The 26,059-nt window shown below is 75.2% G+C and carries 17 protein-coding genes and 1 pseudogene; 4 read left to right on the top strand and 14 right to left on the bottom strand.

The features are described from left to right. Positions 1–88: 88 nt before the first annotated feature. From K7I03_RS00960 to K7I03_RS00930, 7 genes and pseudogenes are all read right to left on the bottom strand, one after another. Positions 89–973 (bottom strand): annotated as a pseudogene (locus K7I03_RS00960) (condensation domain-containing protein); the annotation flags it as partial. 143 nt (positions 974–1,116) lie between these two features. Beyond that, the gene (locus K7I03_RS00955; RefSeq protein WP_224346800.1) at positions 1,117–5,205 is read right to left on the bottom strand and encodes an amino acid adenylation domain-containing protein; all 4,089 of its coding nucleotides are present in this window, start codon (positions 5,203–5,205) and stop codon (positions 1,117–1,119) included. 56 nt (positions 5,206–5,261) lie between these two features. Further along, a complete protein-coding gene (locus K7I03_RS00950; protein ID WP_185945168.1) occupies positions 5,262–6,419 on the bottom strand; it encodes an acyl-CoA dehydrogenase family protein in 1,158 nt (385 codons plus the stop codon). Further along, on the bottom strand, positions 6,416–9,523 hold the full coding sequence (locus tag K7I03_RS00945; RefSeq protein ID WP_185945167.1) for a non-ribosomal peptide synthetase: 3,108 nt from the start codon (positions 9,521–9,523) through the stop codon (positions 6,416–6,418). Before K7I03_RS00945 ends, K7I03_RS00950 begins: the two co-directional genes overlap by 4 nt. Before the next feature lie 144 nt (positions 9,524–9,667). Further along, positions 9,668–10,939 carry a condensation domain-containing protein gene (locus K7I03_RS00940; RefSeq protein ID WP_185945166.1) on the bottom strand — a complete coding sequence of 424 codons (1,272 nt, stop codon included), beginning with the start codon at positions 10,937–10,939 and terminating at the stop codon, positions 9,668–9,670. A gap of 66 nt (positions 10,940–11,005) precedes the next feature. Then, the gene (locus K7I03_RS00935) at positions 11,006–12,265 is read right to left on the bottom strand and encodes an MFS transporter (RefSeq protein WP_185945165.1); all 1,260 of its coding nucleotides are present in this window, start codon (positions 12,263–12,265) and stop codon (positions 11,006–11,008) included. A gap of 294 nt (positions 12,266–12,559) precedes the next feature. Next, positions 12,560–13,075: a MarR family winged helix-turn-helix transcriptional regulator gene (locus tag K7I03_RS00930; RefSeq protein WP_185945164.1), complete on the bottom strand. Its 516-nt coding sequence runs from the start codon at positions 13,073–13,075 to the stop codon at positions 12,560–12,562. 64 nt (positions 13,076–13,139) lie between these two features. On the opposite strand from K7I03_RS00930, the gene K7I03_RS00925 reads away from it, so the two are divergent. Next, a complete protein-coding gene (locus K7I03_RS00925; RefSeq protein WP_185945179.1) occupies positions 13,140–14,270 on the top strand; it encodes a questin oxidase family protein in 1,131 nt (376 codons plus the stop codon). Positions 14,271–14,377: 107 nt separating this feature from the next. Here the strand turns inward: K7I03_RS00925 and K7I03_RS00920 are convergent, their stop codons facing one another. Both K7I03_RS00920 and K7I03_RS00915 read right to left on the bottom strand, forming a co-directional pair. Beyond that, complete coding sequence (locus tag K7I03_RS00920) at positions 14,378–15,775, bottom strand: NAD(P)/FAD-dependent oxidoreductase (RefSeq protein ID WP_185945163.1); 1,398 nt, start codon at positions 15,773–15,775, stop codon at positions 14,378–14,380. Between the two features lie 243 nt (positions 15,776–16,018). Then, positions 16,019–16,684, bottom strand: coding sequence for a TetR/AcrR family transcriptional regulator (locus K7I03_RS00915; RefSeq protein ID WP_185945162.1), 666 nt, complete (start codon positions 16,682–16,684; stop codon positions 16,019–16,021). 65 nt (positions 16,685–16,749) lie between these two features. Here K7I03_RS00915 and K7I03_RS00910 point away from each other — a divergent pair, with 65 nt between their 5' ends. Continuing rightward, positions 16,750–18,264: a monooxygenase gene (locus K7I03_RS00910; protein ID WP_185945161.1), complete on the top strand. Its 1,515-nt coding sequence runs from the start codon at positions 16,750–16,752 to the stop codon at positions 18,262–18,264. A 331-nt stretch (positions 18,265–18,595) separates the two neighbouring features. Here the strand turns inward: K7I03_RS00910 and K7I03_RS00905 are convergent, their stop codons facing one another. Then, positions 18,596–19,327 (bottom strand): permease prefix domain 1-containing protein, encoded by a 732-nt coding sequence (locus K7I03_RS00905; RefSeq protein WP_221903482.1) that lies wholly within the window; start codon positions 19,325–19,327, stop codon positions 18,596–18,598. Next, on the bottom strand, positions 19,324–19,665 hold the full coding sequence (locus K7I03_RS00900; protein WP_185945160.1) for a PadR family transcriptional regulator: 342 nt from the start codon (positions 19,663–19,665) through the stop codon (positions 19,324–19,326). Before K7I03_RS00900 ends, K7I03_RS00905 begins: the two co-directional genes overlap by 4 nt. Before the next feature lie 217 nt (positions 19,666–19,882). Between K7I03_RS00900 and K7I03_RS00895 the strand changes: the two genes are divergently transcribed. Further along, entirely contained in the window at positions 19,883–20,881 is a 999-nt protein-coding gene (locus K7I03_RS00895; protein WP_185945159.1) for an ATP-binding cassette domain-containing protein, read from the top strand. Next, positions 20,878–21,762, top strand: coding sequence for an ABC transporter permease (locus tag K7I03_RS00890; protein WP_185945158.1), 885 nt, complete (start codon positions 20,878–20,880; stop codon positions 21,760–21,762). Before K7I03_RS00895 ends, K7I03_RS00890 begins: the two co-directional genes overlap by 4 nt. An 80-nt stretch (positions 21,763–21,842) precedes the next feature. Here the strand turns inward: K7I03_RS00890 and K7I03_RS00885 are convergent, their stop codons facing one another. The 3 genes from K7I03_RS00885 to K7I03_RS00875 all read right to left on the bottom strand — a co-directional run bounded on the left by K7I03_RS00885 (position 21,843) and on the right by K7I03_RS00875 (position 25,800). Beyond that, complete coding sequence (locus K7I03_RS00885; protein WP_185945157.1) at positions 21,843–22,808, bottom strand: L-tyrosine/L-tryptophan isonitrile synthase family protein; 966 nt, start codon at positions 22,806–22,808, stop codon at positions 21,843–21,845. Between the two features lie 113 nt (positions 22,809–22,921). Further along, complete coding sequence (locus K7I03_RS00880) at positions 22,922–24,394, bottom strand: cytochrome P450 family protein (protein ID WP_224346799.1); 1,473 nt, start codon at positions 24,392–24,394, stop codon at positions 22,922–22,924. Between the two features lie 332 nt (positions 24,395–24,726). Continuing rightward, positions 24,727–25,800 carry a glucose-1-phosphate thymidylyltransferase gene (locus K7I03_RS00875; RefSeq protein ID WP_185945156.1) on the bottom strand — a complete coding sequence of 358 codons (1,074 nt, stop codon included), beginning with the start codon at positions 25,798–25,800 and terminating at the stop codon, positions 24,727–24,729. Between the last annotated feature and the right edge of the window lie 259 nt (positions 25,801–26,059).

Here is a 26,059-nt window from a genome sequence, read left to right as displayed (position 1 = left end):
CCAGGGCGCCGCCGTCCGTGTCGCGGGCGGACGGGTCCAGCCGCCGCACGATCGCGTCGAACGGGACGTGCCGGTACCGCTGCGCCCGCAGCAGCTCGTCGCGGACCCGGTCCAGCAGGCCGGCGAAGTCCTCGGTGCCGGTGAGGTCGGGGCGGACGGGGAGGGTGTTGACGCAGAGGCCGACCAGGCCCCGGTCGGCGGCCCGGTCGCGGTGACCGCTCGCGCAGCCGACGACCAGGTCCTCCCGGCCGGTCGCCTCCAGCAGGGCGCCGAAGGCGGCCGCGAGGACCACCGTGAACAGCGTGGCCCGGTGCGCGCGGCCGGCCTCGCGCAGGCCCTCGACGGTGCCGGCGGGAAGGAGGGCGGTGATGAGGTGGCCCTCGCCGCGCGAGCCGCGCGAGCCGCCGTCCGCCGGACCCGGCAGCGCGGGCGGGCGTGCCCCCGCGAGCCGCCGGGTCCAGTAGGCGGTGCCCTCCTCGTCCTCCGGCGCCGACCGCTCGCGCCGGGCGAAGTCGGTGTAGCGCGGCGCCGGGTCCTCAGGACCGTCCGGGCGGCCCTCCACGACCGCCCGGTACCGGTCGCTGAGCTCCCGCGCGACGATCTCCAACCCACCGCCGTCGACGGCGATATGATGCATCGTCAGGAGAACGGTGTGGTCGTCCGGCGCGTGCCGGAGCAGCAGGGCCCGCAGGACCGGTCCCTCGGCGAGGTCGAAGGGGCGTTCCGCCTCCGCCCGCAGCAGCGGACCGGCCGCGTCGGCGGTGGCCTCCACCACCGGCACCGGCACCGGCGCGGGCGGCAGCACCTCCTGGTACGGCTCGCCGTCGGCCTGTCGGTAGCGGGTGCGCAGCACCTCGTGCCGGCGCACCAGCCACTTCAGCGCCTGTCCGAACGCCTCGCGGTCGAAGGGGCCGCGGACGCGGGTGGCGAACGGCACGTTGTACAGCGCGCCCGTGTGCCCCAGGCGTTCCATCAGCCACATGCGGTGCTGGGCGTGCGAGAGGGGGGCCGGGCCGGCGTCCTCCCGCTCCGGGGCGGCGGCCGTACGGGCGCCCGCGGCGCGGCGGCGGGCCCTGCGGAGCAGCTCCTCCTGGCGCGCCACGTCCTGTGCGGCGGTCATCGGCCGGCCTCCGTCTCGTCCTCGTCCTGGCCGAAGGCGGCGGCCAGTTCCCGTTCCACCAGCTCGGCCTGGCCCGCCACCGTCGGAGCGGCGAAGAACGCGGCGAGCGACAGCTCGACCCCCAGGTCCTCGCGGAGGTCGTCCACGATGCCCAGCGCGAGCAGCGAATGGCCGCCCAGCGCCAGGAAGTCGGCGTCCGGGTCGGTGACCTCGCGGTCCAGGGCACGCGCCCAGGCCGCCGCCACCGCCTGCTGGAGCGGCGTCAGTTCGCGGGATGGGACGTCCGCCGTGTCCGGTGCGGTCAGGGGCAGACCGGCGAGCGCCGCGCGGTCGACCTTGCCGTTGGCGGTCACCGGCAGCCGGTCCGTCAGCGACCAGGCCGAGGGCAGCATGTGCGCGGGCAGCAGCCCGGCCAGGTGCTCGCGGAGCGCCGCCGGCGACGGGCGCGCGCCCTCCGCCGGGACGACGAAGGCGGCGAGCCGCGCGTCCACGCTGCCCGCGCCGTCGGACGCGTCCGGCCGCAGGACCGTCACCGCCGCGTCCGCGACCCCGGCGTGCGAGCGCAGCGCGTGCTCGATCTCGCCCGGCTCGATGCGGTAGCCGCGCACCTTCACCTGGTCGTCCAGCCGCCCGTGGAAGTCCAGCGTGCCGTCGGGGCGGGCCGAGACCAGGTCGCCGGTCCGGTAGAGCCGGCCGTGCGCGGGATCGGCGGGGTCGACGGCGAACGCCTCGGCGGTGCGCTCCGGCTGTCCCAGGTAGCCCAGGGCCAGCCGGGAGCCGCCGATCCACAGCTCGCCCCGGACGCCGGCGGGCACCGGCGCGCCGTGCTCGTCGCGGACGTGCGCCGTCGCCCCGGCGATCGGCCGGCCGATGGGCGGCGGCTCCTCGCCGTCCGCCGGGAGCACCCGGTGGGCGGTGGCGAAGCTGGTGGCCTCGGTGGGCCCATAGCCGTTGACCAGCTCCAGCCAGGGGTGGCGGCGCAGCACGGCGTGGGCGAGCCGGCCGGACAGCGCCTCGCCGCCGACGATCACGCCGCGGAGCACGCCGAAGACCGCCGAGCCGCGGGCCGCGAGATGGTGGAAGAGGGCCGTGGTGAACAGGGCCACCGTGGCCCCGAGCCGTTCCACGTCCCGGGCCAGGTTCTCCAGCGACTCCCGGTCCGCGGTGGACACCACGGCGGCGGCGCCGTTGGCCAGGGCCGTCCACAGCTCGAACGGCGAGGCGTCGAAGGCGAGCGGGGAGTGGAAGAGGACCCGGTCGCGCGGGGTGACCGTGAGGAACTCCGGCTCGGTGACGAGTTCGGCCACGGCCCGGTGCGGGATCGCGACGGCCTTGGGCCGGCCCGTCGAGCCGGAGGTGAACATCGTGTACGCGACGGCTTCCGCGTCGTACGCGCACGGCTCCGGCAGCTCCCGCTCACCGAGCGGCGCGCCCTCGTCCGCCGTACCGCCCGCCGCCGACACGGCCAGCGCGCGGGCGGCCGGCACCCCGGCCGCCTCCAGCAGGTCCTTGCCGCCCACCGTGAGGACCACCCCGGCGTCCGCCAGCATGGCCGCGATCCGGGCGCGCGGGTAGGCGGCGTCCAGCGGCACGTAGTGGCCGCCGGCCCACCAGACGGCGAGCTGGGCCACGACGACGCCGGTCGAGTGCGGCAGCAGGACGCCGACCGCGTCCCCCCGGCCGACGCCCCGGGCGCGCAGCACGCCCGCCAGACGCCGTGCGGCGTCGGTCAGTTCGGCGTAGGTGAGGGTGTCGTCGGCGTCCCGCACGGCGAGGGCGCCGGGCGTGGCGGCGGCGTGGGTGAGCACGCGTCCCAGGACGCCGCCGGGGCGGGACGCCGCCTTCGCGGGACGGCTCGCAGCCTTGGCCGGGCGGTCCGTGGACTCGGCCGGGCGGCTCGCAGCTTCAGCCCGGGGGCCCGCGGCGACGGCCGTACCGTCAGCCGCCCCTGCCACCGGCTCCCGTCGCGCGTCCAGCAGCGCGGCCAGTGCCCGCAGGTCGGGCTGGCGGAGTACCTCCGGCGCCCGCAGCCGGACGCCGCAGTGCTCCTCCAGGGCCGTCAGTAGCCGGGCCGCCGACAGCGAATCGCCGCCGGATCCGAGGAAGTTGGCGTCCGCTTCGAGGTCCGGGCGGCCCAGGAGCTCGCGGCACAGGCCGACGACCAGGTCCTCGGTCGAACGGTCCGCCGTCGGTTCCGCACCCGGCGCCGCCGCCGGCCCCCGCCGGGCGTCCAGCAGCGCGGCCAGTGCCCGCAGGTCGGGCTGGCGGAGTACCTCCGGCGCCCGCAGCCGGACGCCGCAGTGCTCCTCCAGGGCCGTCAGCAGGCGGGCGGCGGACAGCGAATCGCCGCCGGAGCCGAGGAAGTTGGCGTCCGCGCCGAGGTCCGGGCGGCCCAGCAGGTCCCGGCACAGGCCGACGACCAGGTCCTCGGTGAGGGACGACGCCTGAGCGGCCGTGGCTCCCTCGGGCCGGTCGGCGGGCGGGGCCGTGGTCTCGGTGGTCCGGCCGGCCCGCGGCGCCGTGGCCTCTTCGCGGCGTCCGGCGAGCAGCGCCTCGCGGTCCACCTTGCCGTTCGCGTCCACCGGGAAGGCGTCCACGAGGCGGACCGCCGACGGCACCGCCTGTTCCGGCAGCCAGCCGCGCACCGCGGCCAGCAGCTCGTCCACCGTGGGTGCGGTCACGCCGGGCGCCGGGCGGACGAACGCGACGAGCCGGACGCCGCCCCCGGCGGCGGTGTCCGCCGCGACGACCGTGCGCAGCACGCGCGGGTCCCGCTCGAACGCGGCCTCGACCTCGGCCGGTTCGACGCGCACCCCGCGCACCTTCAGCTGGGCGTCCAGCCGGCCCAGGAACTCCAGCACCCCGTCCGGCCGCATCCGCACCCGGTCGCCGGTGCGGTACACCCGGTCGGTGCCCGTCACCCCGGCCGGCGGCGGTACGAAGCGCCGGGCGGTCAGTTCGGGGTCCAGGTAGCCGATCGCCAGGCCGTCGCCGCCGATCCGCAGCTCGCCCGGCTCGCCGTGCGGCACCAGCCGTCCGTCGGCGTCGGTCACGCAGGCGACGACGCCCGGTAGCGGGGTGCCGATGGGCGGCGGGGCGGACGCGTCGGTGCCGTTCAGGGCGTGGGCCGTCACCAGGACGGTCGCCTCGGCCGGGCCGTAGTTGTTGTCCACGCGCGCGGTGACGTCCGGGCCCGGGACGCGGCGCAGCCGGTCGCCGCCGGTGCTCAGGTGGCGCAGCGGCAGGTCGCGCGGCCAGGGGCGCTCCAGGACGAGCTCGGCCAGCGGGGTGGGGAGGATCGCCACCGTCACCCCGGCGCGGCGCCACCAGTCGGTGAGCGCCTGCGGGTCCCAGCGGACGTCGTCGGGCGCGACGCTCAGCGCGGCCCCGGACGTCAGGCCTGCCCACAGCTCCATCAGGTGCGGGTCGAAGGCCACGCCGACCAGCAGGTTGTGCCGGTCGCCCGGCCCGCAGCCGGTCCGCCCGGTGTACCAGTCCAGCCGGGCGGCCAGCGCCGCGGAGCTCACCGCCACGGCCTTCGGCACGCCGGTGGTGCCGGAGGTGAGGACCGCGTACAGGGTCCCCTCCGGCGCGCCGCGCCGGGTCCCCGCGGGGGTCTCGGGGAACGCCGCGACGGGCTCCCCGGTGATGTTGGCCCCGGCCGCCGGGAGCGGCAGCGGGAGCGTGCCGCCGACGCGAGCCGCCTCGGGCAGCGCGTCGGCCGTGCCGACCAGGCAGGTCACCCGGAGCACGTCCGCGACGGCGGCCAGTCGGCGCTCGCCGGGGCGCGGCCCCAGCGGCAGGTAGACGGCGCCGAGCCGGGCCAGCGCGACGGCCGTCGCGACGAGGGCGGCGGAGCGGTCCAGGCAGACGCCGACCAGGTCGCCCGGCCGCACCCGGTCGCGCAGCGCGTCGGCGGTGCGGTCGGCCAAGGCGTCCAACTCGGCGTAGGTCCAGGTCAGTTCGCCGTCCTCGACGGCGGGGGCGGACGGGTCGCGCCGGACCCGGTCCGCGAAGCGGGCCAGGACGTCGTCCGGCCCGCGCTCGGCGCGCTCGGCGCCGTACGCGACAGATGCAGTGGTCATGATGTCCTCGATCGAGACGAAGAGTGTGACGCGAAGTGCGAACGGGCGGGCGGCGGTCAGCCCAGCCCCATGGCCCGGGCGACGATCACCTTCTGGATCTCCGAGGTCCCCTCGATGATCGTCATCATCCGGACGTACCGGTACAGGAACTCCAGCGGGTGCCCGCGCACCCAGCCCGTGGCGCCGTGCACCCGCAGCGCGCGGTCGACCACGCGGACGGCCGTCTCGGAGGCGGTGAGCTTGGCCAGTGCCGCGTTCTCCGGGGCCTCGGTCCCGTCGTCCACCAGCCGGGCGCAGGCGAGCGTCAGCAGCTTGGCCGCCTCGACCTCGGCGCGGCTGGTCACCAGGTGCTCCTGGACGTGCTGGTACGCGCCGATGCGCTCGCCGAACGCCCGCCGCTCGCGGGCGTACTCGACGCCGAGCCGCAGCGCGTACTCGGCGATGCCGTTGCACATCGCGGCCACCACCAGCCGGCCCCGGGACAGGCTGTCGATGCCGTGGCCCAGCGCCGCGCCGATCCCCGGCTCGCCGCCGACGACCGCGTCGGCCGGCAACTCCACACCGTCGAGGATCAGTTCGTACAGTTCCTCGCCGGACATGCCGGCGTAGCACTGGCCGATGCGGAGCCGGGGGTCGTCCATCCCCACGATGAACGCCGTGGGCCCCGCCTCCGCCTGGGCCACGACGATCGCGAAGTCCGCGTGCCCCGCGTTGCTGACGAACGTCTTGCGGCCGGACAGCACCCAGCCGCCGTCGTCCCGCCGGGTGGCCGTGCTGGTCAGCCGGAAGGCGTCGGACCCGGCGTTGGGCTCGGTCAGCGCCAGGCAGCGGGTCGCCTCGCCGCGCACCAGCGGCATCAGGTACCGCTCGATCTGCTCGGGCGTGCCCTGCCGCAGCAGCGGGCTGGGCCCGTCCGAGCCGGCCAGCGCGTACGGTGCCAGCGGGCAGCCGCTGCTCCCGGCCGCGTGGTGCAGCTGGACGACGGCGGTGAACGGCATGCCGGAGCCGCCCAGTTCCTCCGCGTGGTCGGCGGCGTAGAAGCCCAGCTTCGCCGACCGCTGCCGGACGTAGGCCCGCAGGTCGGCCGGGGGCAGGTCGCCGCCCTCGGGCAGCTCGGCGGCCAGCGGCACCAGCTCCCGGCGGACGAACGAGGTGAACGAGTCGACGATCTCGCGGTGGTCGGCCTCCAGGACCGACGACGGGGAGGTGCTCATCGGACCGCCTCCGCCACCGCGTGCGCCTGCTCGGACAGGACGGGGTTCTGGAACAGCACGCGCAGCGGCGGGCGTCCGCCGAGCCGCGGCTCCAGCCACGCGGCGAGCTGCGCCGCCAGCAGCGAGTGGCCGCCGACCTGGAAGAAGTGGGACGACGGGGTGAACCGGTCGTGGCCCAGCACCTCCCGCCAGCCCTCGGCGAGCAGTTCGACGGCCGGGTCGGCCGCGGTCTCCGGCTGCTCCGGGGCCGTCTCCTCGGCGGTCTCGGCGATCCGGGCCAGCGCCGTCCGGTCCGGCTTGCCGCCGGACAGCAGCGGCATGGACTCCAGCCGGATCCAGCGGGACGGGACCAGCGCGGCGGGCAGCCGCCCGGACAGCGCCCGGTGCAGGGCCACCTGGTCCGGCTCCGCGCCGCCGTCGAGGAATCCGACGAGGCAGGGGCCGGCCGCCGAACGGCCCAGCACCACCGCGCAGGACCGGCCACCGAGCTCGGCCGAGGCCGCGGCCTCGATCTCCTCCAGCTCGATGCGGTAGCCGCGCAGCTTGATCTGGTTGTCGTGCCGGCCGAGGAACCGCACCAGCCCGTCCCGGCCCAGGAAGCCCAGGTCGCCGGTCAGGTAGACGCGCTCGCCGCCGAGGGCGGGCACGCGGACGAACCGGGACTCCGTCGCCTCCTTGTTGCCCAGGTACCCCTCCGCCAGGCAGGCGCCGGACACGGCCAGCTGGCCGACCGCCCCCGCCGGCAGCGGGCGCAGCCCCGCACCCAGCACGTGCACCCCGACGCCCGGCAGCGCGGCGCCCAGCGGCACCTCCGCCGCCTCGTCGAAGCCCTCGCGGACCACCTCGTGCACGGTGGACGTGATCGTCGCCTCGGTCACCCCGTAGGCGTTGAGCACCGTCGCGTCCGTCGCGTCCAGCACCTCGCGCAGCGCCGCCGCCGGCAGCCGCTCGCCACCGGCCACCAGCAGCCGCGGCGCCCACATGCCGTCGCGCAGCGCCTCCGTCAACTTGGCGCGCGTGGCGAGGAGATAGCTCGTCGGCAGGTTCGCCACCGTCACCCGCCGCGAGGCGAGGACGGCGACCAGCTCCGCCGCCGTCGGCACCTCGCGCTGCGGCAGCACCAGGCAGCTGCCTGCCAGCAGCGACGGCAGCACCTCCTCCAGCGCCACGTCGAACGACGGCTGCGCGAAGACGAGCACCCGGTCCTCGGGCGACAGCGCGTACCGCTCCGCCGTCACCCGCGCGTGGTGCGCCAGCGCGGCCCGGCCGACCACCACGGCCTTCGGCAGGCCCGTCGAGCCCGAGGTGTGGATGACGTACGCCGCGTCCGCCAGCGGCTCGGCCGGCTCGGCGGCCGGGAAGTCCGGGCCGTCCAGCAGGGCCAGCGGCAGTCCCTCGGCGGGCAGCGACAGGGCGCTCTCGCGGTCGGTCAGCACCAGCGCGGGGCGCAGCCGGCGCAGCAGCGTCTCCAGCCGGTCCGCCGGGTCGTTGGGGGAGAGCGGGCAGTACACCGTGCCCGTGCGCAGGCAGGCCAGGAGCGTCACCACGCTGTGCACACCGCGCGGCAGGACCGCCGCCACCGGCTGTCCGCGCCGCACCCCGGCGGCCGTCAGCCGGCCCGCCAACTCGTCGGCCATGCTGTGGAGTTCGCCGTAGGTGAGTTTGCGGGCGCCGCTCAGCAGGGCGACGCGGCCGGCGCCGTGCCGGGCGAGCGGGTCCAGGACGTCCTCGGCGTCGTTCGCGGGGACGGCCGCGGCCTCGGGCGCCGGCTCCGGGTCGAGGGCGGCGGCCGGTGCCGACGGCGCGTCCAGGTAGGCGCGGACCAGGCGCAGGAAGCGGTCGGCGAGGAGCCGGGCGGTCTCCTCGTCGAACAGGTCCCGGTCGTAGTCCCACACCAGCGTCATCCCGCCGGCCCCCGACCGCGGCCCGACCATGCGCCGGTCGTCCGGGATCAGCACCAGGTCGAGGTCGAACCGGGTCGTCCCGGTGTTGAAGCCCTCGAACAGCGAGACGTCGAGACCCGGCACCTCGGTCTCCGGCAGCACCGCGTCGTGCGCGCTGAACATCACGTCGAACAGCGGGTTGTCCGCCCCCGAGGTGTGCAGGCCCAGCTCCCGCGTCAGCACCTGCACCGGCATGTCCTGGTGCGGCAGCGCCCGGATCAGCCCGTCGGTGACGTCGTCGACCAGGGCGTCGGCGCCCGCCTCCGGGTCCAGGCGCAGCCGCAGCGGGATCGTGTTCACGAACATGCCGACGGTCTCCTCGAAGCCCGCCGGCCGGTTGCCGACCGCCGTGCCGACCACCAGGTCCGTCCGCCCGGCGTACCGCCGCAGCAGCTCCGCGAAGAGGGCCAGCAGGGTGGAGAACGGGGTGTGGCCCTGGGAGCGGCTGTGCTCCCGCAGCCGCTCGGCCAGTTCGGGCTCGACGGTCTGCCGCAGCTGCGCCCCCGCGTGCCGGCGGCGGGCGCCCGGCCGGGTGAGGCCCGGCAGCGGCAGGTCGAACGTGGCGCCGTCCAGCTCGCCCCGCCAGTGCGCCAGCCCGGCCGCCCGCCGCTCCTCGCGGCCCGGCCCGCTGGCCGCCGCGATGTGCTCGGCGTACGAGGGGGCCTCGGGCAGGTCGACGGGCTCGCCCGTCAGGTGCGCCCGGTAGACGGTGAACAGGTCGCGGAGCAGGATCGCGAACGAGTGCCCGTCGTGGACGAGGTGGTGCTCGACGTGGACCAGCCGGTGGTGCCCGTCGGCCAGCCGGGCCAGCGTCCAGCGCAGCAGCGGCGCCTCGTGCACGTCCAGCGGCGTCTCCGCCTCGGTGCGCAGCAGCCGGGCGAACGCGGCCTCGGGATCGTCCTCGGCGCTCAGGTCGACGGTCCTCAGGCGTGGCGGACAGCTCTCGCGGATCCGCTGCCCGGGCAGGCCCCCGGACGTCTCCACGAGTTCGAGCCGGAGCCCGGGGTGCCGGTCCAGGACGGCGGCGAGGCCGGCCCGCAGGGCGTCCTCGTCGAGGTCACCGCGCAGGTCGAGGGTGGCGGTGAAGTTGTAGGCGCGGCTGCCGGGGAGCATCTGCTCGTGCAGCCACACGATCTCCTGCGAGGTGGAGAGCGGGAACACGTTCTGCCTTTCCGTAGGGGTGGGGGATGAGGCGGGTTTTCCGGAGGTCCCGGCGCGGTCCCGTCGGGTGGGACGGGGGCGCGCCGGGGCGGCGGCCGGCCGGTGGGCCGGGGCGCCGGAGTCGGTGGTGGGGGAGCGGGTGGGTCAGGCGGTGGCGAGGACGGAGACGAGCGCCGCGAAGGCGTCCTCGGCCCGGTCGTCGTCGACGTCCGAACGCCGCCACGCCATCCGGACGAGCAGGTCGTCGCCGTACGAGACGGACACCGCGAACGGCGCCTGGAGCGGCCGGTCGTCGAGGTGCGTCTCGCGCCCGGTGGCGCCGCCGAGCCGCAGCGGTGGGCGGCGGGCGAGGTCCTCGAAGGTCAGCAGCCCGTCGAACCGCCCGGACCAGGGCACGCCGGCGCCGCGGGCCGCGTGGACCACCTCGTCGAAGGGCGCGTCGGCGTGGTCCAGGTCGTCCCACCAGGCGGCGGTGCGTTCCTCCGGGCCGTCGGCGTCGGCCGGGTGGGCGACTGTGTTGAGGAAGCAGCCCAGCACCGGCTCGGCGGCGGCCGGTCTGCCGCCCCACGGGTAGCCGAGCGCCGGGACGTGCTCCGCGCCGTACAGCATGCGGGCGGCACGGGCGCAGGCGTCGAGCGCGGCGGGGAAGGCCGCCGCCCGGCCGTCGCCGGCCGGGAGCGGAAGCCGCAGCCGGGTGCTCCCGGTGCCGGCCGCCTCCGGGCGCTCCGGGAGCGGGGGCGGCGGGCGCAGACCGGCCAGCCGGCGGGCCCAGTAGGCGCGGGCGGCGGGCGCGGACGCCCGTTCCTCCGCGGCGAGTTGGAGCTCCACGGCCTCGCGGTAGGCGGCCGCCCCTTCCGTCGCCTGTGCGTCCGGGACGTCGTCGGGGCCGAGCCCCTCGGCGTAGGCGCGGGTGAGGCCGTCGGTGATGCCGCCGAGCGACTGCTCGTCGCAGACGGCGTGGTCGAGGACGAGGGCCAGGACGTCCTCGCCCTCTCCCGATCCCGACGTGAGGAAGAACCGCAGCGGCGGCCCCTCCGACGGCCAGTCGGCCAGGGCCCGCGGCAGCACCTCCTCCGCCGTCGCCCCGGGCGGCACCGGGACCTCGCGGACCCATCCCTCGGGCGCGCCGACCCGCTGCACGGGCACACCCCGGCTCACCTCCGGGCGCACCCGCAGCGCCGGGTGCAGCGCGGCCAGGTGGCCGGCGGCGGCGCGCAGCCGCGCCACGTCCACGGACCCGGAGGGGAAGGCGAAGAACAGGGGGACGAGCGCGGGCCGCCCGGCCGGGTCCAGCCGGCGGGCGAGGAGGAACCTCCGCTGAGCGCCGGTGACGGGCAGCGGGGCGCCGGCGCCCTCGGAGCCGGTGAGCCGGCGGTAGCGGTCGAGGTAGGAGGAAGTGATGCTGGGGGACTGCACGGTGACCTCCCGCGCGCCGGGAGCGGCGCGGCGGTTCGAAGGACCAGAGAAGCGTGGGTAAGGAGCTCAGCCCGCGACGGGGACGGCCGGCAGGTCGCGCAGCCGGCGGAGGGGCGAGAGCAGCAGGGGCAGCGGCACCAGCAGGAAGCCCGCGGCGCACAGCCAGACGGCGGCACGGGCGCCGTACGCGCCGGCGACGGCCCCGCCGACCAGAGCGCCGAAGGGCATCGTGCCCCACACGAGGAAGCGCAGGGTGGCGTTCATCCGGCCCAGCAGCGCGTCGGGGCAGAGGAGTTGGCGGAAGCTGACCTGGGCGACGTTGTAGACCACGGCGCCGAAGAAGACCACGGCCTCGCCGACGGCGAACCAGGCCGCGGCGGCGCCGCGCCCGGCCAGCGGCCAGAGCAGGGCGAACGGCCCGGTGAGGAGCGGGGCGAGCCAGATGACGCGGGCTCTGCCGACGGCCCGGCCGAGGACGTCCGCACAGAGGGCTCCGCCCAGTCCGCCGACGGCCGCCGCCGACAGCATCAGCCCGACGGCGCTCGCCGGCAGGTCCAGGACCCGGACCAGGAACACCGTCTGCACGGCCGTCAGCATGGCGGCGAAGAAGTTCGCGATCGCCGTCGAGCAGGCGATCATGCGCAGGGCGGGGTTGCGGAAGACGAAGGCGAGCCCTTCCAGCACCTGGGCGCGCAGCGGCTCGCCGTTGGAGGGGGCGGGCGGGGGCTCGGGGGTGCGGATGCCGCGCAGGCAGAGGGCGGAGAGGAGGTAGCCGACCGCGTTCGCCAGCAGGGCGAAGGGCGCTCCGGCGACCTGCACCAGGACGCCGCCCACCCCCGGCCCCGCCATCTGGGCGGAGGAACGGACCGTCTCCAGGGCGCCGTTGCCCGCGACCAGCTTCTCGCGGGGGAGGAGGGACGGGAGGTAGCTCTGGTGCGCGATGTCGAAGAAGACCGTGGCGACGCCGGTGATCAGGGCGACCACGTAGAGCTGGGTCATCGTCAGGACGCCGGCCCAGGCGGCCAGGGGCAGTGCCGCCATGGCGAGGGCGCGGACGAGGTCGGCGCGGATCAGCACCGGGAGCCGGCGCATCCGGTCCACCCAGGCCCCCGCCGGCAGGCCCACCAGCAGGAACGCGGCGGTCTCGGCGGCGGTCAGGATGCCGGTCTGCAGCGGCGAGGCGTCGAGCTCCACCACGGCGACCAGCGGCAGGGCCACCAGGGTCACCTGCGCGCCCAACTGCCCCGCCGCGGCGCCGGACAGCAGCAGCCGGAAGTCCCGGAAATCCCTGCCGCGTAAGAGGCCGCCGCCACTCTCGGACGTCATTGACAACATTTGACAGAGATTTGGCTACGTCGACTGGTTCAGTCAAAAACTGCGGCTATTTCCGGTCAGTTGTGTTCGGATTGCGGACAGTGACGGTAGGCCGATCGGCATGGGGTCGGTGAACGACTTCGGTCCGTCAGGCGAACGACACACGACGTAACGCCTGGTGCGCTGCGTGACCAGCGGGGAGAGCGGCCCGGAGCGGTCCGAAAAGGGGCGGGTCGTGCGGATGTCCGGATTTCGGTGGCCGGGCCGGCGTTTGGACCCGGATGCGACCACCCTCCTGGCGTCTCCTCAGCCGCTCTGTACCTCGTGCACCCAGGCGGTGAGCCCGGCCACGAACCCGGCGCGCTCCGCCGGACCGAGCGTGTCCAGCGCGCGCAGCAGCGGCCCGCCGCGCCGGACCATGAACGCTTCCAGCGGGGCCCGGTACGCCTCGGCGAGGGAGACCAGGACGCGGCGGCGGTTGGCCGGGTCCTCGGCGCGGTCCACGACGCCCGCCCGGTGCAGCCCGCCGACGAGCTCGCTCGCCGTGGGCAGCGAGACGTGCAGCCGCCGCGCGATCTCGCCGACGCTCAGCGGCCCGGCGGCCAGCAGCTGCGGCAGGACCGCGCCGTGACGGGCCGTGAGCCCATGGGTCTCCATGGCGTCGCGCAGTACCGCCGGCATGAGGTCGCGGACCGCGCCGGCGCGGAAGTACGGCTCCAGGAGCGGGATGAGGCCGACGACGAGGGTGTCGTCGGGGTGGCGGGGCGCGGGCGCGGGTGCGGCGGCGGGGGCCGGGTGTGGGGGAGTTTCCGCTTGCTGCATACTGTCGAGTGTAAACGGTTCGGATTCACAAACTATTCGGAACTCCGAAGGGTTGGTGTCCCACATGTCGCCGGTCACCTATTACGACGCCGTCAACGACGCCCTCGAACGGCTCGACGACCTCGGTTACGAACGAGGCAAGGGCGTGGACCTCGCCAATCACGGCCCGATGGGGGCGGAGGCCCTCGCCCTCCTGGGCCACGAGGACGAAGTGGCCCACTGGGTCGCCCGGTACCGGCGAGTGATGGACCATCACGAGCCGCCGTCCGAGCGCTTCCCCCTGTCGGCGGACGAGAGCTCCTGGCGCCCCGCGCTCGGCGACTTCCGCCGGGCCGGCGACTGGGAGGCCCTCTTCGTCCGCGAACTCGCCGAGGCGCACTGGCGGGACGTCCTCGCCCGGTGGTGGCCCCGGCTGCTGCCCGGCCTGTTCGCCGGCCTGACCCACGGCCTGATCCGCACCGCCCACGCCGTGCGCGGCCTGTCCGCCGCGGGCGATCGGCCGACGCCGTACCAGCACCGCGAACTCGCCCGAGGGCTCGCCTACTGGGCCGCCCGCTACACCGAACTCCCCGGCACCCCGCGCCTCGCCGGGACGTACACCGTCCCCGCCGCCGTCGCCGCCCTGCCGCGCACGGCCGAGGACCGCCCGTTCGACCCCGGGATCGTCGCCGGCCGGTTCGCGGCCCTCGGGGAGCTCCCGGCGTACGGGGACGCGCTGGAGTGGCTGGCCCCCGAGGAGGCGGCGCACCTGCTCGGCGAGATGACTTGCCAGTTCGCCGACGTCTACCTCGGTCACCCCGAGGTGTTCCCGGTGCCGCTCGTACACGGCGTCACCGCCCCGGCCGCCGTCCGCCTCGTGCTGCCGCACCTCCCGCACGCCCTGCACGGGCCGACGGCGGCCCGGCTCTGGCAGGTGCAGTCCGCCTTCCTGCTGGCGCTGACCACCGACCGGCGCGGCGAGGGCACGGCGGCGTGGCGCGAGGAGGTGCCGGAGCTGCCGCCGACCGCCGAACTGGCCGCCCGGGCGGCCGAACACGGCGACGAGCACGTCATCAAGCTGACCGAGGCGTGCCTGCGCGAGTACGCCCTGCGGCCCGACCTCCGCTACCTCGCCGCCGCGGCCGCCGCCCAGCGGCGCATCCCCCGCCTGGACGCGGGCGGCGGCGTCAGCCGCGTACGGCCGGGCACGGCCTGACGGTCGGACGCCTGTCGGACTTCTCCCCGGCCGGTCGGCGGCCCCTGTCGGACGGCTCCCGGCTCCGGCCGTGGCGATCCGCGGCGATCCGCCCCGCCCGTCCCTCCTCACCCCGTGACGGCGGACGACGACGTACGGGCCCGGATCTCCTCAGGCGTCAGATAGGCATCCGTGTACTCGAAGTCCCGCAGGGTGGCGGGCCGCCGGCTCTGGAAGCCCGTGCGGACGTAGTCGTCGCCGGCCGCCGCGTTCAGCAGCCAGTTGGTGGCCGTCCGCACCTTGGCGACGTTGGTGCGCAGGGCGAGCAGGTGGTAGCCGCGTGCCACCGCCTGCGCCGGCAGGCCCGTCAACTGCACGCCCAGCGGCTTGGAGACGGCGTCCTTGCCGCCGAGGTCCACCACCAGGCCCAGGTCCTTGTGGACGTACGGGCGCAGCGGCTCACCGCGCAGCGACGCCACGACGTTGTCGGCCACCACCTTCCCCTGGCGCTGGGCGTGCTGGGCCGTGGGCGGGCACACCGCGCCGTCGCCCTTGGCGCGGTCCGGCACGGCCGCGGCGTCACCGAGGGCGAAGACGCCGTCGAAGCCCGGCAGCGTCATCCGGTCGGTGACGGCCAGCCGGCCCTTGACGGTCTCGGCGCCCAGCGTGCCCACCAGCGGGCTGGCGGCCACCCCCGCCGTCCAGATCAGGGTCCGGCACGGCAGCTCCCGGCCGTCCGTCAGCGTCACCCGGTCCGCCCCGGCCTTCGCCACCGAGACGCCCAGCGACACCTCGATGCCGCGCCGCCGCAGCGTGCGCGCCGCCTCGGCGCCCAGCCGGTCGCCGAGCTCCGGCATCAACTTCGGGGCCACGTCCAGGATGTGCCAGTGGATGTCCCGCGGATCCAGCCGCGGGTAGCGCTCGCAGGCCGCCGTGGTGATCCGCTGCAGGCACGCCGCCGTCTCCGTCCCGGCGTACCCGCCGCCCACCACGACGAAGCGCAGCCGCGCCTCGCGCTCGGCGGCGTCGGTGGCGGCGTCGGCCAGGTCGAGCTGGGCGATGACGTGGTCCCGCAGGTACGCCGCCTCGGCCAGCGTCTTCATGCCACGGGCGTGGTCGGTCAGGCCGGGGATGTCGAACGTGCGGGTGATGCTGCCCGGCGCCAGCACGATGACGTCGTACGGCTCGTTCACCACCTCGTCGGTGATCTTCCGCACGACGCACACCTTGGCCGCCGGGTCCACCCCGATGGCACCGCCCGGCAGCACCCGCGTCCGGCGCAGCCCCCGGCGGAGCGAGACCGCCACCGACTGCGGGGTGAGGACCCCGGAGGCCACCTGGGGCAGCAGGGGCAGATAGAGCTGGTAGTCGAAGGGCGTGACCAGAGTGATCAGCGCTTCCTGAGGCTTGAGCCGGCGCTCCAGCCGCCGGGCGCACTCCACACCGGCGAACCCCCCGCCGACGATCAGGATCCGAGGCCGGCCCGCGGTCCGGGCCGCCTCCGTGGTGTTCGTATGCGTCGTCATGGTGTGACGTGTGCTCGCTGGGCGGCGATTCAGTGCTGATTCCCCGAACCACCGGTGCCCCGGCGGGCCGTGCGGCGCGCGGTGCCGGCCCCCGGGCCCGCGCTTCGTGTGGCCGCCGGTCGAGGACGCGGACCGGACGGTACCGCGTCACCCCCGCGCGGGGACACTTCTCGCATGCCGCTCGGCGAGTGCCTGGTCCACTACCGGATCGAGGCCGCGGTGGGGGAGGCACCGCCACCGGGCTCACCGCCGGACGGCGCGCAGTCCGTCCAGGAGCAGCCGCAGTCCGAACTCGAAGTGTGCCGTGAAGTCCGTACTGGTGAGCACCGGCAGGGTGGCGGCGAGGTGCGGATACGTCCCTGCCGTCACCGCCTCGTGGAGGACGCCGGCGTCGGCGGGCTCCCCGTCTCCCGGCCGGAGGGCGGCCTGTTCCTCCAGGGTGTGGCCGACGGTGAAGCTGGTCACCGCGTAGAGCGCCCGCGCCGCTTCGTCGTCGCCGAAGCCCGCCTCACGCAGTACGCCGACGAGGCTGTCGGCGAAGCCCAGGGTGTTCGGGCCGGTCGAGTGCGTACCGGCGAAGACGCGCGCGCCGTCGCGATGGGCGAGCAGGGCCGTCCGCAGCGCGCGGGCGAGGCGTGCCGCTCTCTCGCTCCAGTCGCCGTTCCCCGTCGGCCCGGTGGCGTCGGAGACTCTGTCGACCATGCGCTCGGCCATCGCGGTGAGCAGGTCCTGTTTGGTCGCGAAGTAGCGGTACAGCGCACCGGCCTGGACGTCCATCGCATCGGCGAGCCGGCGCATGGTCAGCGCGTCGAGACCGGAGTCGTTCAGCAGGACGAGGGCGGTCCGGACGGTGCGGGCCCGGTCGAGTCGGGCGGGCCGGCCTCTGGTCGGGCTTGACGGGGAGCTCATGGGCCTCACTATAGTGAACGGCGTTCACGTGAACGCCGTTCACTAAATAGGGGAGGACATCTCCGATGAACACCGATGTGATCGTCGTGGGGGCGGGCCCGACCGGGCTGATGCTCGCCTGCGAGCTGGCGCTGGCGGGCGTACGGACCCGGATCCTGGAACGCCACACCGAACCGCGGCGCGATTCGCGGGCGCTGAGCCTGCACCCGCGCAGCGTGGAACTGCTGGACCAGCGGGGGCTGCTCGACCGGTTCCTCCCGCTCGGCCGCACCGTGCCGGGCTGGCACTTCGCGGGGCTGGACACCCGGCTGGACTTCGCCACCCTCGACTCCCGGCACGGCTACACCCTCTTCCTGGCCCAGGCGCGCACCGAGGCGATCCTCGCGGAACGGGCGCACGAGCTGGGGGTGGAGATCAGCCGGGGACACGAGACCCTCGGAGTGCGCCAGGACGGCGACGGGGTCCAGGTGGAGGCACGCGTCCCCGGCGGCGGCACCGAGACCGTGCGCGGCCTGTACGCGGTCGGGTGCGACGGCGGGCGCAGCGTCGTGCGGCAGGCCGCGGGGATCGGCTTCCCCGGCACCGACGAGACCCTGACCGGGGTGCTCGGGGACTTCACGGTCGTCGACCCGCTGCCCGGTGCCCTCGACGCGGCACGGGCCCGTGGCGTGATCGTCGCACCGCTGGAGGGAGGGCTGACCCGGTTCGTCTACCTGGATCCGGAGCGGATACGGGTGCCGTCCCGGGAGCCCGTGACCCTGGAGGAGTTCCGTACGTCGCTCACCCGGATCACCGGCTCCGACTGCGGCGTCGCCGAGCCCCGGTGGCTGTCGCGCTTCGGCAACGCCACCCGGCTCGCGGAACGCTACCGTTCGGGACGCGTCCTGCTGGCGGGTGACGCCGCCCACATCCACTTCCCCGCGGCGGGGCAGGGGCTCAACACCGGTCTCCAGGACGCCATGAACCTGGGGTGGAAGCTGGCCGCCGCGGTCAACGGCTGGGCCCCGCCCGGGCTGCTGGACGGTTACGACGGGGAGCGCCGGCCGGTCGGCCGGTCGGTGACCGAGAACACCGAGGTCCAGACCCTGCTGGCCGAGCTGACGCTGACCGCGCGGTACCAGCGCCCGGCCGCGGCCCTGCGCAAGCTCCTGGACCGTCTGCTCGGCATGCCGCAGGTCAACCGCCTGCTCGCCGAGCAGATCTCCGGGCTCGGCACCCGCTATCCGCCGGCGGCCCCGGACGCCGACCCGTTGGTGGGCCGGCGTATGCCCGATGTCGGTCTGACCGCCGCCGGTTCACAGGCGACGCGAGTGTACGAACTGCTCGCCCAGGGCCGCTTCGTCCTGCTCGCTCCGGCCGGGGACCCGGCCCTCCGGGAGGCCGTCGACGCGGGCTGGGGCCCACGGGTCACGGCCGTCACCGTCGACACGTACGACGCACACCCGGACCTCGACGGGGTGACCGAGGTCCTCGTACGCCCCGACGGCCACGTCGCGTGGGCCACCCGCACCACCGACGGCGGCGCGCGCGGCCACGAGCGGGTCCGGGCGCTGACCGCCTGGGCGGGTGCGCCCTCCTGAAAGGAGCTCATCATGCCGGTGGACCGCGTCGGTCCACGGTCCGTGCACCAGCCCCAACGGGCGCGGCTCGAGCCCGCGAAACGGCACTCACCGCCGTGCCCGGGAGGCCCCGTCCTTCGCCGCGCGACGGGAGCGCGAGCCCCTGCGGGCGCCGGCGTCGATGGGTGTGGTGCGACCGGCCCACGCCGACGGCACCAGTGCGGCGGCCGGCCCGTTGCGACTCGCTCCCTCGGGCCCCGGCCTACGCCCGAGCCCGTCCGTCGTACCGGACGGCGGCCCGAGCGGACCCCGCCGTCCGACCGGCTCCCGGCCGCCGCCCGCGTCGGCCGCGTCAGGGCCGCAGCGCCGGGACCGGAAGCCGGGCGCAGAGGCGGCTGGCTCGGGCGGGGCCCGCGGTGACGGCGTGGGAGGCGGCGGTGAGGAGGGTGGCCAGGGTGGTGAGAAGCCAGTGGTCGGTGAGGGGCATGGTGGAGGCGAGAACCAGAGTGCACAGCGCCATGGACGCGGTGACCGCCGTGCTCGTCCAGGCCACCGTCCGGGGGAGCCGGGACGGGGTCGGTATCCAGCGGGCCAGGGTGCCGGTCAGGGCGATCACCGCGAAGGCCAGGAACGCGGCCAGGGCGGTGAAGGTGGTGATCCGGGTGGCCAGGAGGTGCGCCGTGTGCGTGAGGTGCCAGGCGCCGGAGGGGGCGGTGGTGTGGAGGAGGTACCAGGCGGCGAGAAGGAGGGGAGTGGCCGCCGCGGTGGCGCGGGCGGTCTGCCGGACCTGGGCGATGGTCAGCTCGTGCTGACAGGCGGGGAGGAGTTCGTCCACGGAGCCGCAGTCGCGGACGGCGCGTTCCGCCGCCAGGTCGCGGTCCATGCCCGTGTGGACATGGGCCGCCACGGCGTCCTGCAGGCCGCCGCGGAGCTCCTCCAGCAGGCGCGCCTTGGCGGCGGGCGGGCCGTGCAGCGCCGCGCCGAGGGCGGTGAGGTGGTCCTCGACGGGGTCGCCGGCGGTGAGGACGTCGCCGCGGGAGGCTTCCGGGCCGGGGATGCCGCTGGGGACGCCACCGGGGGTCATGAGGCCAGTCCGGGGCGCGCGGCCGGGTTGAGGACCGCACCGATCGCCGTGGTGAACTCGCGCCAGGCGGTGCGCTCGGCGGCCAGGGTGTGCCGGCCGGCGTCCGTCAGCTCGTAACGGCGCCTCCGCCGCTCGCCGTCGGCCTCCCAGGTGCTCCGCAGGAATCCCAGCCGCTCCAGGCGGTTGAGCGCCGGGTAGATGGTGCCGGTGCGGAGCTCCAGCATGCCGTTGCTGCGCTGCTGGACCGCCGTGATGATCGCGTACCCGTGGAGCGGGCCGGTCTCCAGCACGGCGAGCAGCAGCCCGTCGAGATGTCCCCGTACAGCGTTCTGCCTCATAAGTAGACAGGCTACTCAGGAGAGTTGTCGGTGTGCTATGTATTTCCAGCCAACATATTGACAGGGCGCGGGTGTAGGGTGCCGGCAATGCCGGTTCCCGGTGAACCGCCCTTCCGTCTCCGCTCGTTGATGCGTTCCGAACACTTGATTAGGCGGGTGGCAACGGGCAGTTTGGGCGGGCCGGGCGGTTTCCGCGTACGGAAGGGGGGTGGCCGCGATGGCGCCGAGCAGCGGTGCGGCGGTCGAAGTGGCGGGATTGGTCAAGGTGTTCGGGGGCGGGGTACGGGCCGTGGACGGCGTCGACCTCGTCGTGCCCACCGGGAACGTCTACGGGGTGCTGGGGCCCAACGGGGCCGGCAAGACCACGTTCGTGAGAATCCTGGCGACGCTGCTCCGGCCGGACGGCGGCCGGGTACGGGTGTTCGGGCGGGATGTGGTGGAGGACGCCGAGGGGGTCCGCGCCCGGGTCGCGCTGACCGGCCAGTTCGCCTCCCTCGACGACGACCTGACCGGCGCGGAGAACCTCGTGCTGCTGGGGAAGCTGCTCGGCTACGGAGCCCGCGGCGCGCGGGAGCGGGCGACGGCGCTGCTGGAGGGCTTCGGCCTGAGCGAGGCCGGCGGCCGGCAGGTCAAGGGCTACTCGGGCGGCATGCGGCGGCGGCTCGACATCGCCGCGTCCCTGGTGAGCCGGCCGGACCTGCTGTTCCTGGACGAGCCCACCACGGGGCTCGATCCCCGCAGCCGCAACCACGTCTGGGAGATGGTCCGCGCGGTCGTGGCGCAGGGCACCACCGTGCTGCTGACCACCCAGTACCTGGACGAGGCCGACCGGCTGGCGGCGCGGATCGCGGTGATCGACCGCGGGCGCGTGATCGCCGAGGGGACGAAGGCGGAACTCAAGGCGTCGGTCGGCGCCGGCTCGGTGCACGTCCGCCTGGAGGACGCCGGATGCCGGGAGCGGGCCGCCGGCGTCCTGGACGCCTGCCTCACGGGCGTGACGCAGCGGGAGGACGACCCGGTGGCCCTCACCGTCCGCCTGGGCGGCGGTGGCGCGGCCGCGGCCGAACAGGCGTCCAGGGCCCTGGCCGAACTGGCCCGGGCGGGCATCGGCGTGGAGTCCTTCTCCCTCGGCCAGCCCAGCCTGGACGAGGTGTTCCTGGCGTTGACGGACGACGGCTCCGGCGCCGGCCGGGTGACGGGGAAGGTGGGCGTATGACCACGGTGACGGGCCCCGGGACGGGGTCGGATTCGGGCGCGGGGCCGGAATCCGGCGCGGGAGCGGAGGAACCGAGGACGACCAACGCGCTCATCGGAGCGCTCGTCGCGGGCGAACGCCCGCCCCGGCCCAACGCGTTGACGACTTCACTGGCGTTCGGCTGGCGCGCGGTGCTCCGCATCAAACACGTGCCCGAGCAGCTCTTCGACGTCACGGCGTTCCCCGTGATGCTCGTGCTGATGTACACGTACCTCTTCGGCGGCGCGCTGGCCGGCTCGACCGACGCGTACCTCCAGTACCTGCTCCCCGGCATCATGGTGACGTCCGTCGTGATGATCACCATGTACACCGGGATGGCCGTCAACACCGACATCGCCAAGGGCGTCCTGGACCGCTTCCGCAGCCTGCCCGTCTGGCGCCCCTCCGTCATGGTGGGCTATCTGCTGGGCGACATGCTGCGGTACGTCCTGGCCTCGGTGATGATGCTGGCGATCGGCCTGGTGATGGGCTACCGGCCGCACGGCGGCGCCGGCGGGGTGATCGGGGGAGTGGCGCTGCTGCTCCTCTTCAGCTTCTGCTTCTCCTGGCTGTGGACGATGTTCGGCCTGCTGCTCCGCACGGAGAAGGCGGTGATCGCCGTGTCCATGGCGGTGATCTTCCCGCTGACCTTCCTGAGCAACGTCTTCGTCGAACCGCGCACCATGCCCGGCTGGCTCCAGGCGTTCGTCAACAACAGCCCGCTGACGCACCTGTGCAGCGCGGTGCGCGGCCTGACGGAGGGCAGCGCGCCGTCGGCGCACATCGCCTGGACGCTGGGCTGGTCGGCCCTGTTCGTCCTGGTCTTCGGCCCGGTCACGATGCGGCTGTACGCCCGCAAGTAGCGCCGGGGCAGGGGGGATTCCGGAGAGGGGCGGGCCGAGTGGCCCGCCCCTCTCCGGGCACCGCCCTCGCGGGCGGCGCGTTACCCCTGTGCCTGCGCCATCGGCAGGTCGGTCCGGTAGTGCGTCACCCGGCCGTTCTCCCGTACGGGCTCGCCCAGTTCGGCGGCCCGGGTGTGGTGGACCAGCTGGAAGCCGTCGGGGTGCTTCAGCAGGGTGGCGTGCCAGGGGGTGGTCCAGGGGTTGGTGGTGTCGAGGAACTTGATGCCGTACTTGGCCTCGTTCCGGTTCTGCGGGTGGATGGACAGCCGGACGGTGTCCTGGTGGTAGTCCGCGATCAGGCTGGCCCAGGCCCGGCTGCGCGCGATGACGTGGTAGGCCCGCTGCCGGGACTGGCGCTGGAGGGCGGCCTTGCTGCCCGTCCAGTCCGGGGTGTCCTCGACGAGGAAGCGGGTGATGCCGCGGTACATCCGCAGGGTGGACTCGTCGGTCTTCACCTCGGCGCGCAGCTGCTCCACGGTGGGCGCGTACCGGTCGGCCGTCATCCGGCGCTTCTCGTCGTAGTCCAGGTCGGGCCCGTACACGTCGCGCAGGTCGAAGGTGCCCAGGTGGTCGAGGCCCTCCTCCTGGATCATCGTGCGCAGGGCGTCGCCGTAGGCGTCGATGTGCTCGTCCGGAACGCCGATGACGTCACCGAAGATGTGGCCGTCCGAGCAGATGAGGACCCGCGCGCCGGGCGAATAGATCTTCTCGATACCGGTGCAGAGGTCCTGCAGGAAGTGCAGGGCGAGCCGCTCGCCCTCGTCGGGCAGGTGGCTGATGACCTTCGCGGTGTTGGGCGACTTGCAGGGGAAGCCGGGCAGGGAGAACAGGATCGGCTGCCGGCGTTCCAGGTGGTGGGATATCTGGCGTATCTGATGCGGGAAGTCGTGGGTGGTGTCGTTCTCCGGGTCCGGCTCGATGGTCCGCCGGTGCGGCAGCAGCTGGGACAGGACGGCATGGGCGGTCTCGGTGAGGGACTCGGTGGCCGACGGAGTGGTGGCGGGCATGGGTGGTCTCGCTTCCTGGTGAAAGAACGGCCCGGGGCGGGGTCGCCGTCCCGGGCCTCGGGTGGGTCGGTCGGTGCCGTGGGTGGTGGTGCGGGCGGTGGTACGCGTGGTGGTCAGTGGCGGAAGGGGCAGCGCGGAGCGGCGTCCTGGCCGTCTTCCTCGCCGCCTTCCGGGGTGTAGCTGAGCGGCAGCCGGTTGACGCCGCGGGCGAGGACGGCGTGGACCCAGGGCAGTTCGCCGGGGCCGGCCTCCAGCCGGAGGCCGGGGAGACGGGTGAGCAGCGTCCGCAGCGCGGTCTGCAGCTCGATGCGGGCGAGGGCCGCGCCGGGGCAGAAGTGGATGCCGTGGCCGAAGGCGAGGTGCGGGTTGGGCTGGCGGTCGAGGTCCAGGGTGTCCGGGTCCGCGAACCGCTTCGGGTCCCGGTTGGCCGCGCTGAGGGAGACGATGACGGAGTCCCCGGCGGGCACGGTCTCGCCGTGGAACGAGGTGTCCTCGGCGAAGAAGCGCCAGGTGGTGAGCTCGAAGGCGCTGTCGTAGCGCAGCAGTTCCTCGACGGCGCGGGCGAGCAGGGCGGGGTCGCCGTCCCCGTCGGTGAGGGACGTCCGCAGCCGCTCCAGCTGCTCCGGGTGGCGGAGCAGGGCCACGAGGGCGGTGGTGATCTGGTTGGTGACCGGTTCCTGCCCGGCGACCAGCAGCTGGAAGACGATCGAGTCGGTCTCCTCGGCGGTCAGCGAGCCCGCGTCGTGCGCGGCCACCAGGGTGGTGAGCAGGTCGTCGCCGGGCTCCCGGCGCTTGGCGTCCGTGACGCGCGCGATGTACGTCTGCAGGGCGCGCAGCCGCCCCTCGTACACCGGACGCTGCGGGTCGCTCGGGCCCACGGGCTGGACGACCTTGCCCCAGTCGCGGTCGAAGTCCCCGGCCAGCTCGGCGGGGAGGCCGATGACCTCGGCCAGGACGCGGAAGGGGAAGTGCGCGGCGAAGCCCTCGACGGCGTCGAAGGAGGCCCGCCCGCCGGCGTCCGCCGGGCCGTCGCCGGGCCGGGAAGCGAGCGCGGCGTCGAGGAGCTCGTCGGCGATCTCCTGGATGCGCGGGCGGAGGCGTTCGACGGCGCGGGGCGTGAAGGCGTCGGTGACCATGCGCCGCATGTGGGTGTGCTTCGGCGGGTCCTGGTGCAGCAGGTGCACCTGGAGCTGGGAGTGCTGCGGCTCCGGCATGATGGCGGCCTTGGACCGCCAGGCGTCGTTCCCGAGGTCGTGGTTCTTCCCGAACCGGTCGTCGGTGAGCGCCTGCTGGGCCGCGTCGTAGCCGGTGACCAGCCAGGCGTGGACGCCGCTGGGGAAGTGGACCCGGTGCAGGGGGCCCTTGTCGCGGAGGCGCGTGTACAGCGGATAGGGGTCGGTCTTGTAGTCCTCGCCGTAGAGCGGTACGGGGTCGGGCAGCGGCTCCCGCTCCCGCCGCGTCCGCTCCTCCACGGAGCCGGAGCCGGAGCCGGAGCCGGAGCCGGAGCCGGACGGGCCGGAGGGACCGGCGGGGACGGCCGGGTCCGCGGGGAGCTGCGTGGTGCCGTGGGTGTCGGGCTGTGCCATGGGTGCGTTCCTTAGGGGATGGGACGGGTCGGGGCGGTACGGGGACGGTGCGGGAGGGGGACGGCGGTGGTCCGGGGACCCCGTCCGGCCGCCGCGCCGGCGCCCGCGGAAGCGCGTTCGGCTTCCGGGACGAGGCGCGGGGCACCGGCGGTTCACGGCCACCGGACGGAGGGGAGCCGTCCGTGGGGGAGGGACGGCGTCCGCGGGGGAGATGCGGCGTCCTTGGGGGAGGCGCGGCGGGCGCGCCGGGGCCAGCGTTCCGTCGGGGACGCGCCGGAGCCGCCCTCAACGCGCCTGTGCGCGCCCGGAGTCCGGCCGCGGCGGCCCGGCCGTCACGCCGCGACCTCCACCCCCGCGTGGTCGCCGATCACCAGCCGGTGGTGCCGGTCGCCGTGGTCCGTGGCGCTGACGGTGGCGCCCCGGCCGATCACCGAGCCCTCGATGCCGCGCATCCCGGTGACCGTCGCGCCGTCCAGCACGATGCTGTTCCCCAGGTGCGTGCCGCGCAGGACGCAGCCGCCGCCGACGGCGGTGTACGGCGCGACCTGGCTGTCCTCCAGGACGGTGCCCGCGCCGATGACGGCCGGCCCCTGGACCCGGGAGCGGACCAGCCGGACCCCGGGGCCGAGGCCGACCGGTCCGATCAGTTCGCTCGCCGCGTCCACGGACGCCGTCGGGTGGTGCGCGGTCCGCAGGCCGTCGAGGACGGCGCGGTTGCAGTCCAGGACGTCCGCGACCTCCCCCGTGTCCTTCCAGTAGCCGTCGTACTCGACGGCACGGACCGCGGCGCCCCGGGTCACCAGCTCCTGGATGGCGTCGGTGATCTCCAACTCCCCGCGCGCGCTGGGCCTGATGGTGGCGATCGCGTCGTGGACGGCCGGCGTGAAGAAGTACACGCCGATCAGCGCCAGGTCGCTGCGCGGCTCCCGCGGTTTCTCCACCAGCCGCAGCACCCGCCCGTCGGGCGCGGTCTCCGCGACGCCGAAGGCCCGTGGGTCGGACACCTTGTGTACCAGCACCTGGGCGGCCGGGCGGCCCGCCCGGAAGCCGGCGGCGGCGTCCGTGATGCCCGCGGGGAGCATGTTGTCCCCGAGGTACATCACGAAGTCGTCCTCGGCGAGGAAGGCGCGGGCGGTGGCCACGGCGTGCGCCAGCCCTCTGGGGGCGTCCTGGGGCAGGTACGTGATCCGCACCCCCAGCCGCGAGCCGTCCTGGAGGGCGGCGGCGATCTGGTCCCCCCGGTCGCCGGTGACGATCCCGATGTCGTGCACGCCGGTCGCGCGGATGTTCTCCAGGACGTACTCGAGCACGGGCTTGTTCGCGATGGGCATGAGCTGCTTGGGCATCGAGTGACTGAACGGCCTCAGACGGGTTCCCGACCCGCCCGAGAGGACCAGTGCCTTCATAGAGCCTCTCCTCGCAACCGTTCCCGCCGCGCGGGCGGGAACCGCCAGTGGATCGCCGAAAGGACGTCGGTCGAACGGGACGATGGAACGACAGTGCGGCGGCACGGCGGAACGCCCGGTGCCGACGGCGCGTCAGGGGCGGCCGCCCCGGCACGCCGGGCGCCGCGCGGGACGGACGGAACCGGTCCGGGGGAGGCCGTGGGGATCGGCTCGCGGGCCCGGAGGCCGTACGCGTCGCGCCCCGCGGGGGGATGTCCCT

It is taken from the genome of Streptomyces mobaraensis, assembly GCF_020099395.1.
Taxonomy (GTDB): Bacteria; Actinomycetota; Actinomycetes; order Streptomycetales; family Streptomycetaceae; genus Streptomyces.
This window is presented reverse-complemented; position numbering and strand designations above follow the sequence as displayed.

What these genes read in the sequence shown, in the direction of transcription:
- K7I03_RS00955 (WP_224346800.1), bottom strand. Translation starts at nt 5,205, where the DNA reads ATGACCACTGCATCTGTCGCGTACGGCGCCGAGCGCGCCGAGCGCGGG.
- K7I03_RS00950 (WP_185945168.1), bottom strand. Translation starts at nt 6,419, where the DNA reads ATGAGCACCTCCCCGTCGTCGGTCCTGGAGGCCGACCACCGCGAGATC.
- K7I03_RS00935 (WP_185945165.1), bottom strand. Translation starts at nt 12,265, where the DNA reads ATGACGTCCGAGAGTGGCGGCGGCCTCTTACGCGGCAGGGATTTCCGG.
- K7I03_RS00930 (WP_185945164.1), bottom strand. Translation starts at nt 13,075, where the DNA reads ATGCAGCAAGCGGAAACTCCCCCACACCCGGCCCCCGCCGCCGCACCC.
- K7I03_RS00925 (WP_185945179.1), top strand. Translation starts at nt 13,140, where the DNA reads ATGTCGCCGGTCACCTATTACGACGCCGTCAACGACGCCCTCGAACGG.
- K7I03_RS00920 (WP_185945163.1), bottom strand. Translation starts at nt 15,775, where the DNA reads ATGACGACGCATACGAACACCACGGAGGCGGCCCGGACCGCGGGCCGG.
- K7I03_RS00915 (WP_185945162.1), bottom strand. Translation starts at nt 16,684, where the DNA reads ATGAGCTCCCCGTCAAGCCCGACCAGAGGCCGGCCCGCCCGACTCGAC.
- K7I03_RS00910 (WP_185945161.1), top strand. Translation starts at nt 16,750, where the DNA reads ATGAACACCGATGTGATCGTCGTGGGGGCGGGCCCGACCGGGCTGATG.
- K7I03_RS00905 (WP_221903482.1), bottom strand. Translation starts at nt 19,327, where the DNA reads ATGACCCCCGGTGGCGTCCCCAGCGGCATCCCCGGCCCGGAAGCCTCC.
- K7I03_RS00900 (WP_185945160.1), bottom strand. Translation starts at nt 19,665, where the DNA reads ATGAGGCAGAACGCTGTACGGGGACATCTCGACGGGCTGCTGCTCGCC.
- K7I03_RS00895 (WP_185945159.1), top strand. Translation starts at nt 19,883, where the DNA reads ATGGCGCCGAGCAGCGGTGCGGCGGTCGAAGTGGCGGGATTGGTCAAG.
- K7I03_RS00890 (WP_185945158.1), top strand. Translation starts at nt 20,878, where the DNA reads ATGACCACGGTGACGGGCCCCGGGACGGGGTCGGATTCGGGCGCGGGG.
- K7I03_RS00885 (WP_185945157.1), bottom strand. Translation starts at nt 22,808, where the DNA reads ATGCCCGCCACCACTCCGTCGGCCACCGAGTCCCTCACCGAGACCGCC.
- K7I03_RS00880 (WP_224346799.1), bottom strand. Translation starts at nt 24,394, where the DNA reads ATGGCACAGCCCGACACCCACGGCACCACGCAGCTCCCCGCGGACCCG.
- K7I03_RS00875 (WP_185945156.1), bottom strand. Translation starts at nt 25,800, where the DNA reads ATGAAGGCACTGGTCCTCTCGGGCGGGTCGGGAACCCGTCTGAGGCCG.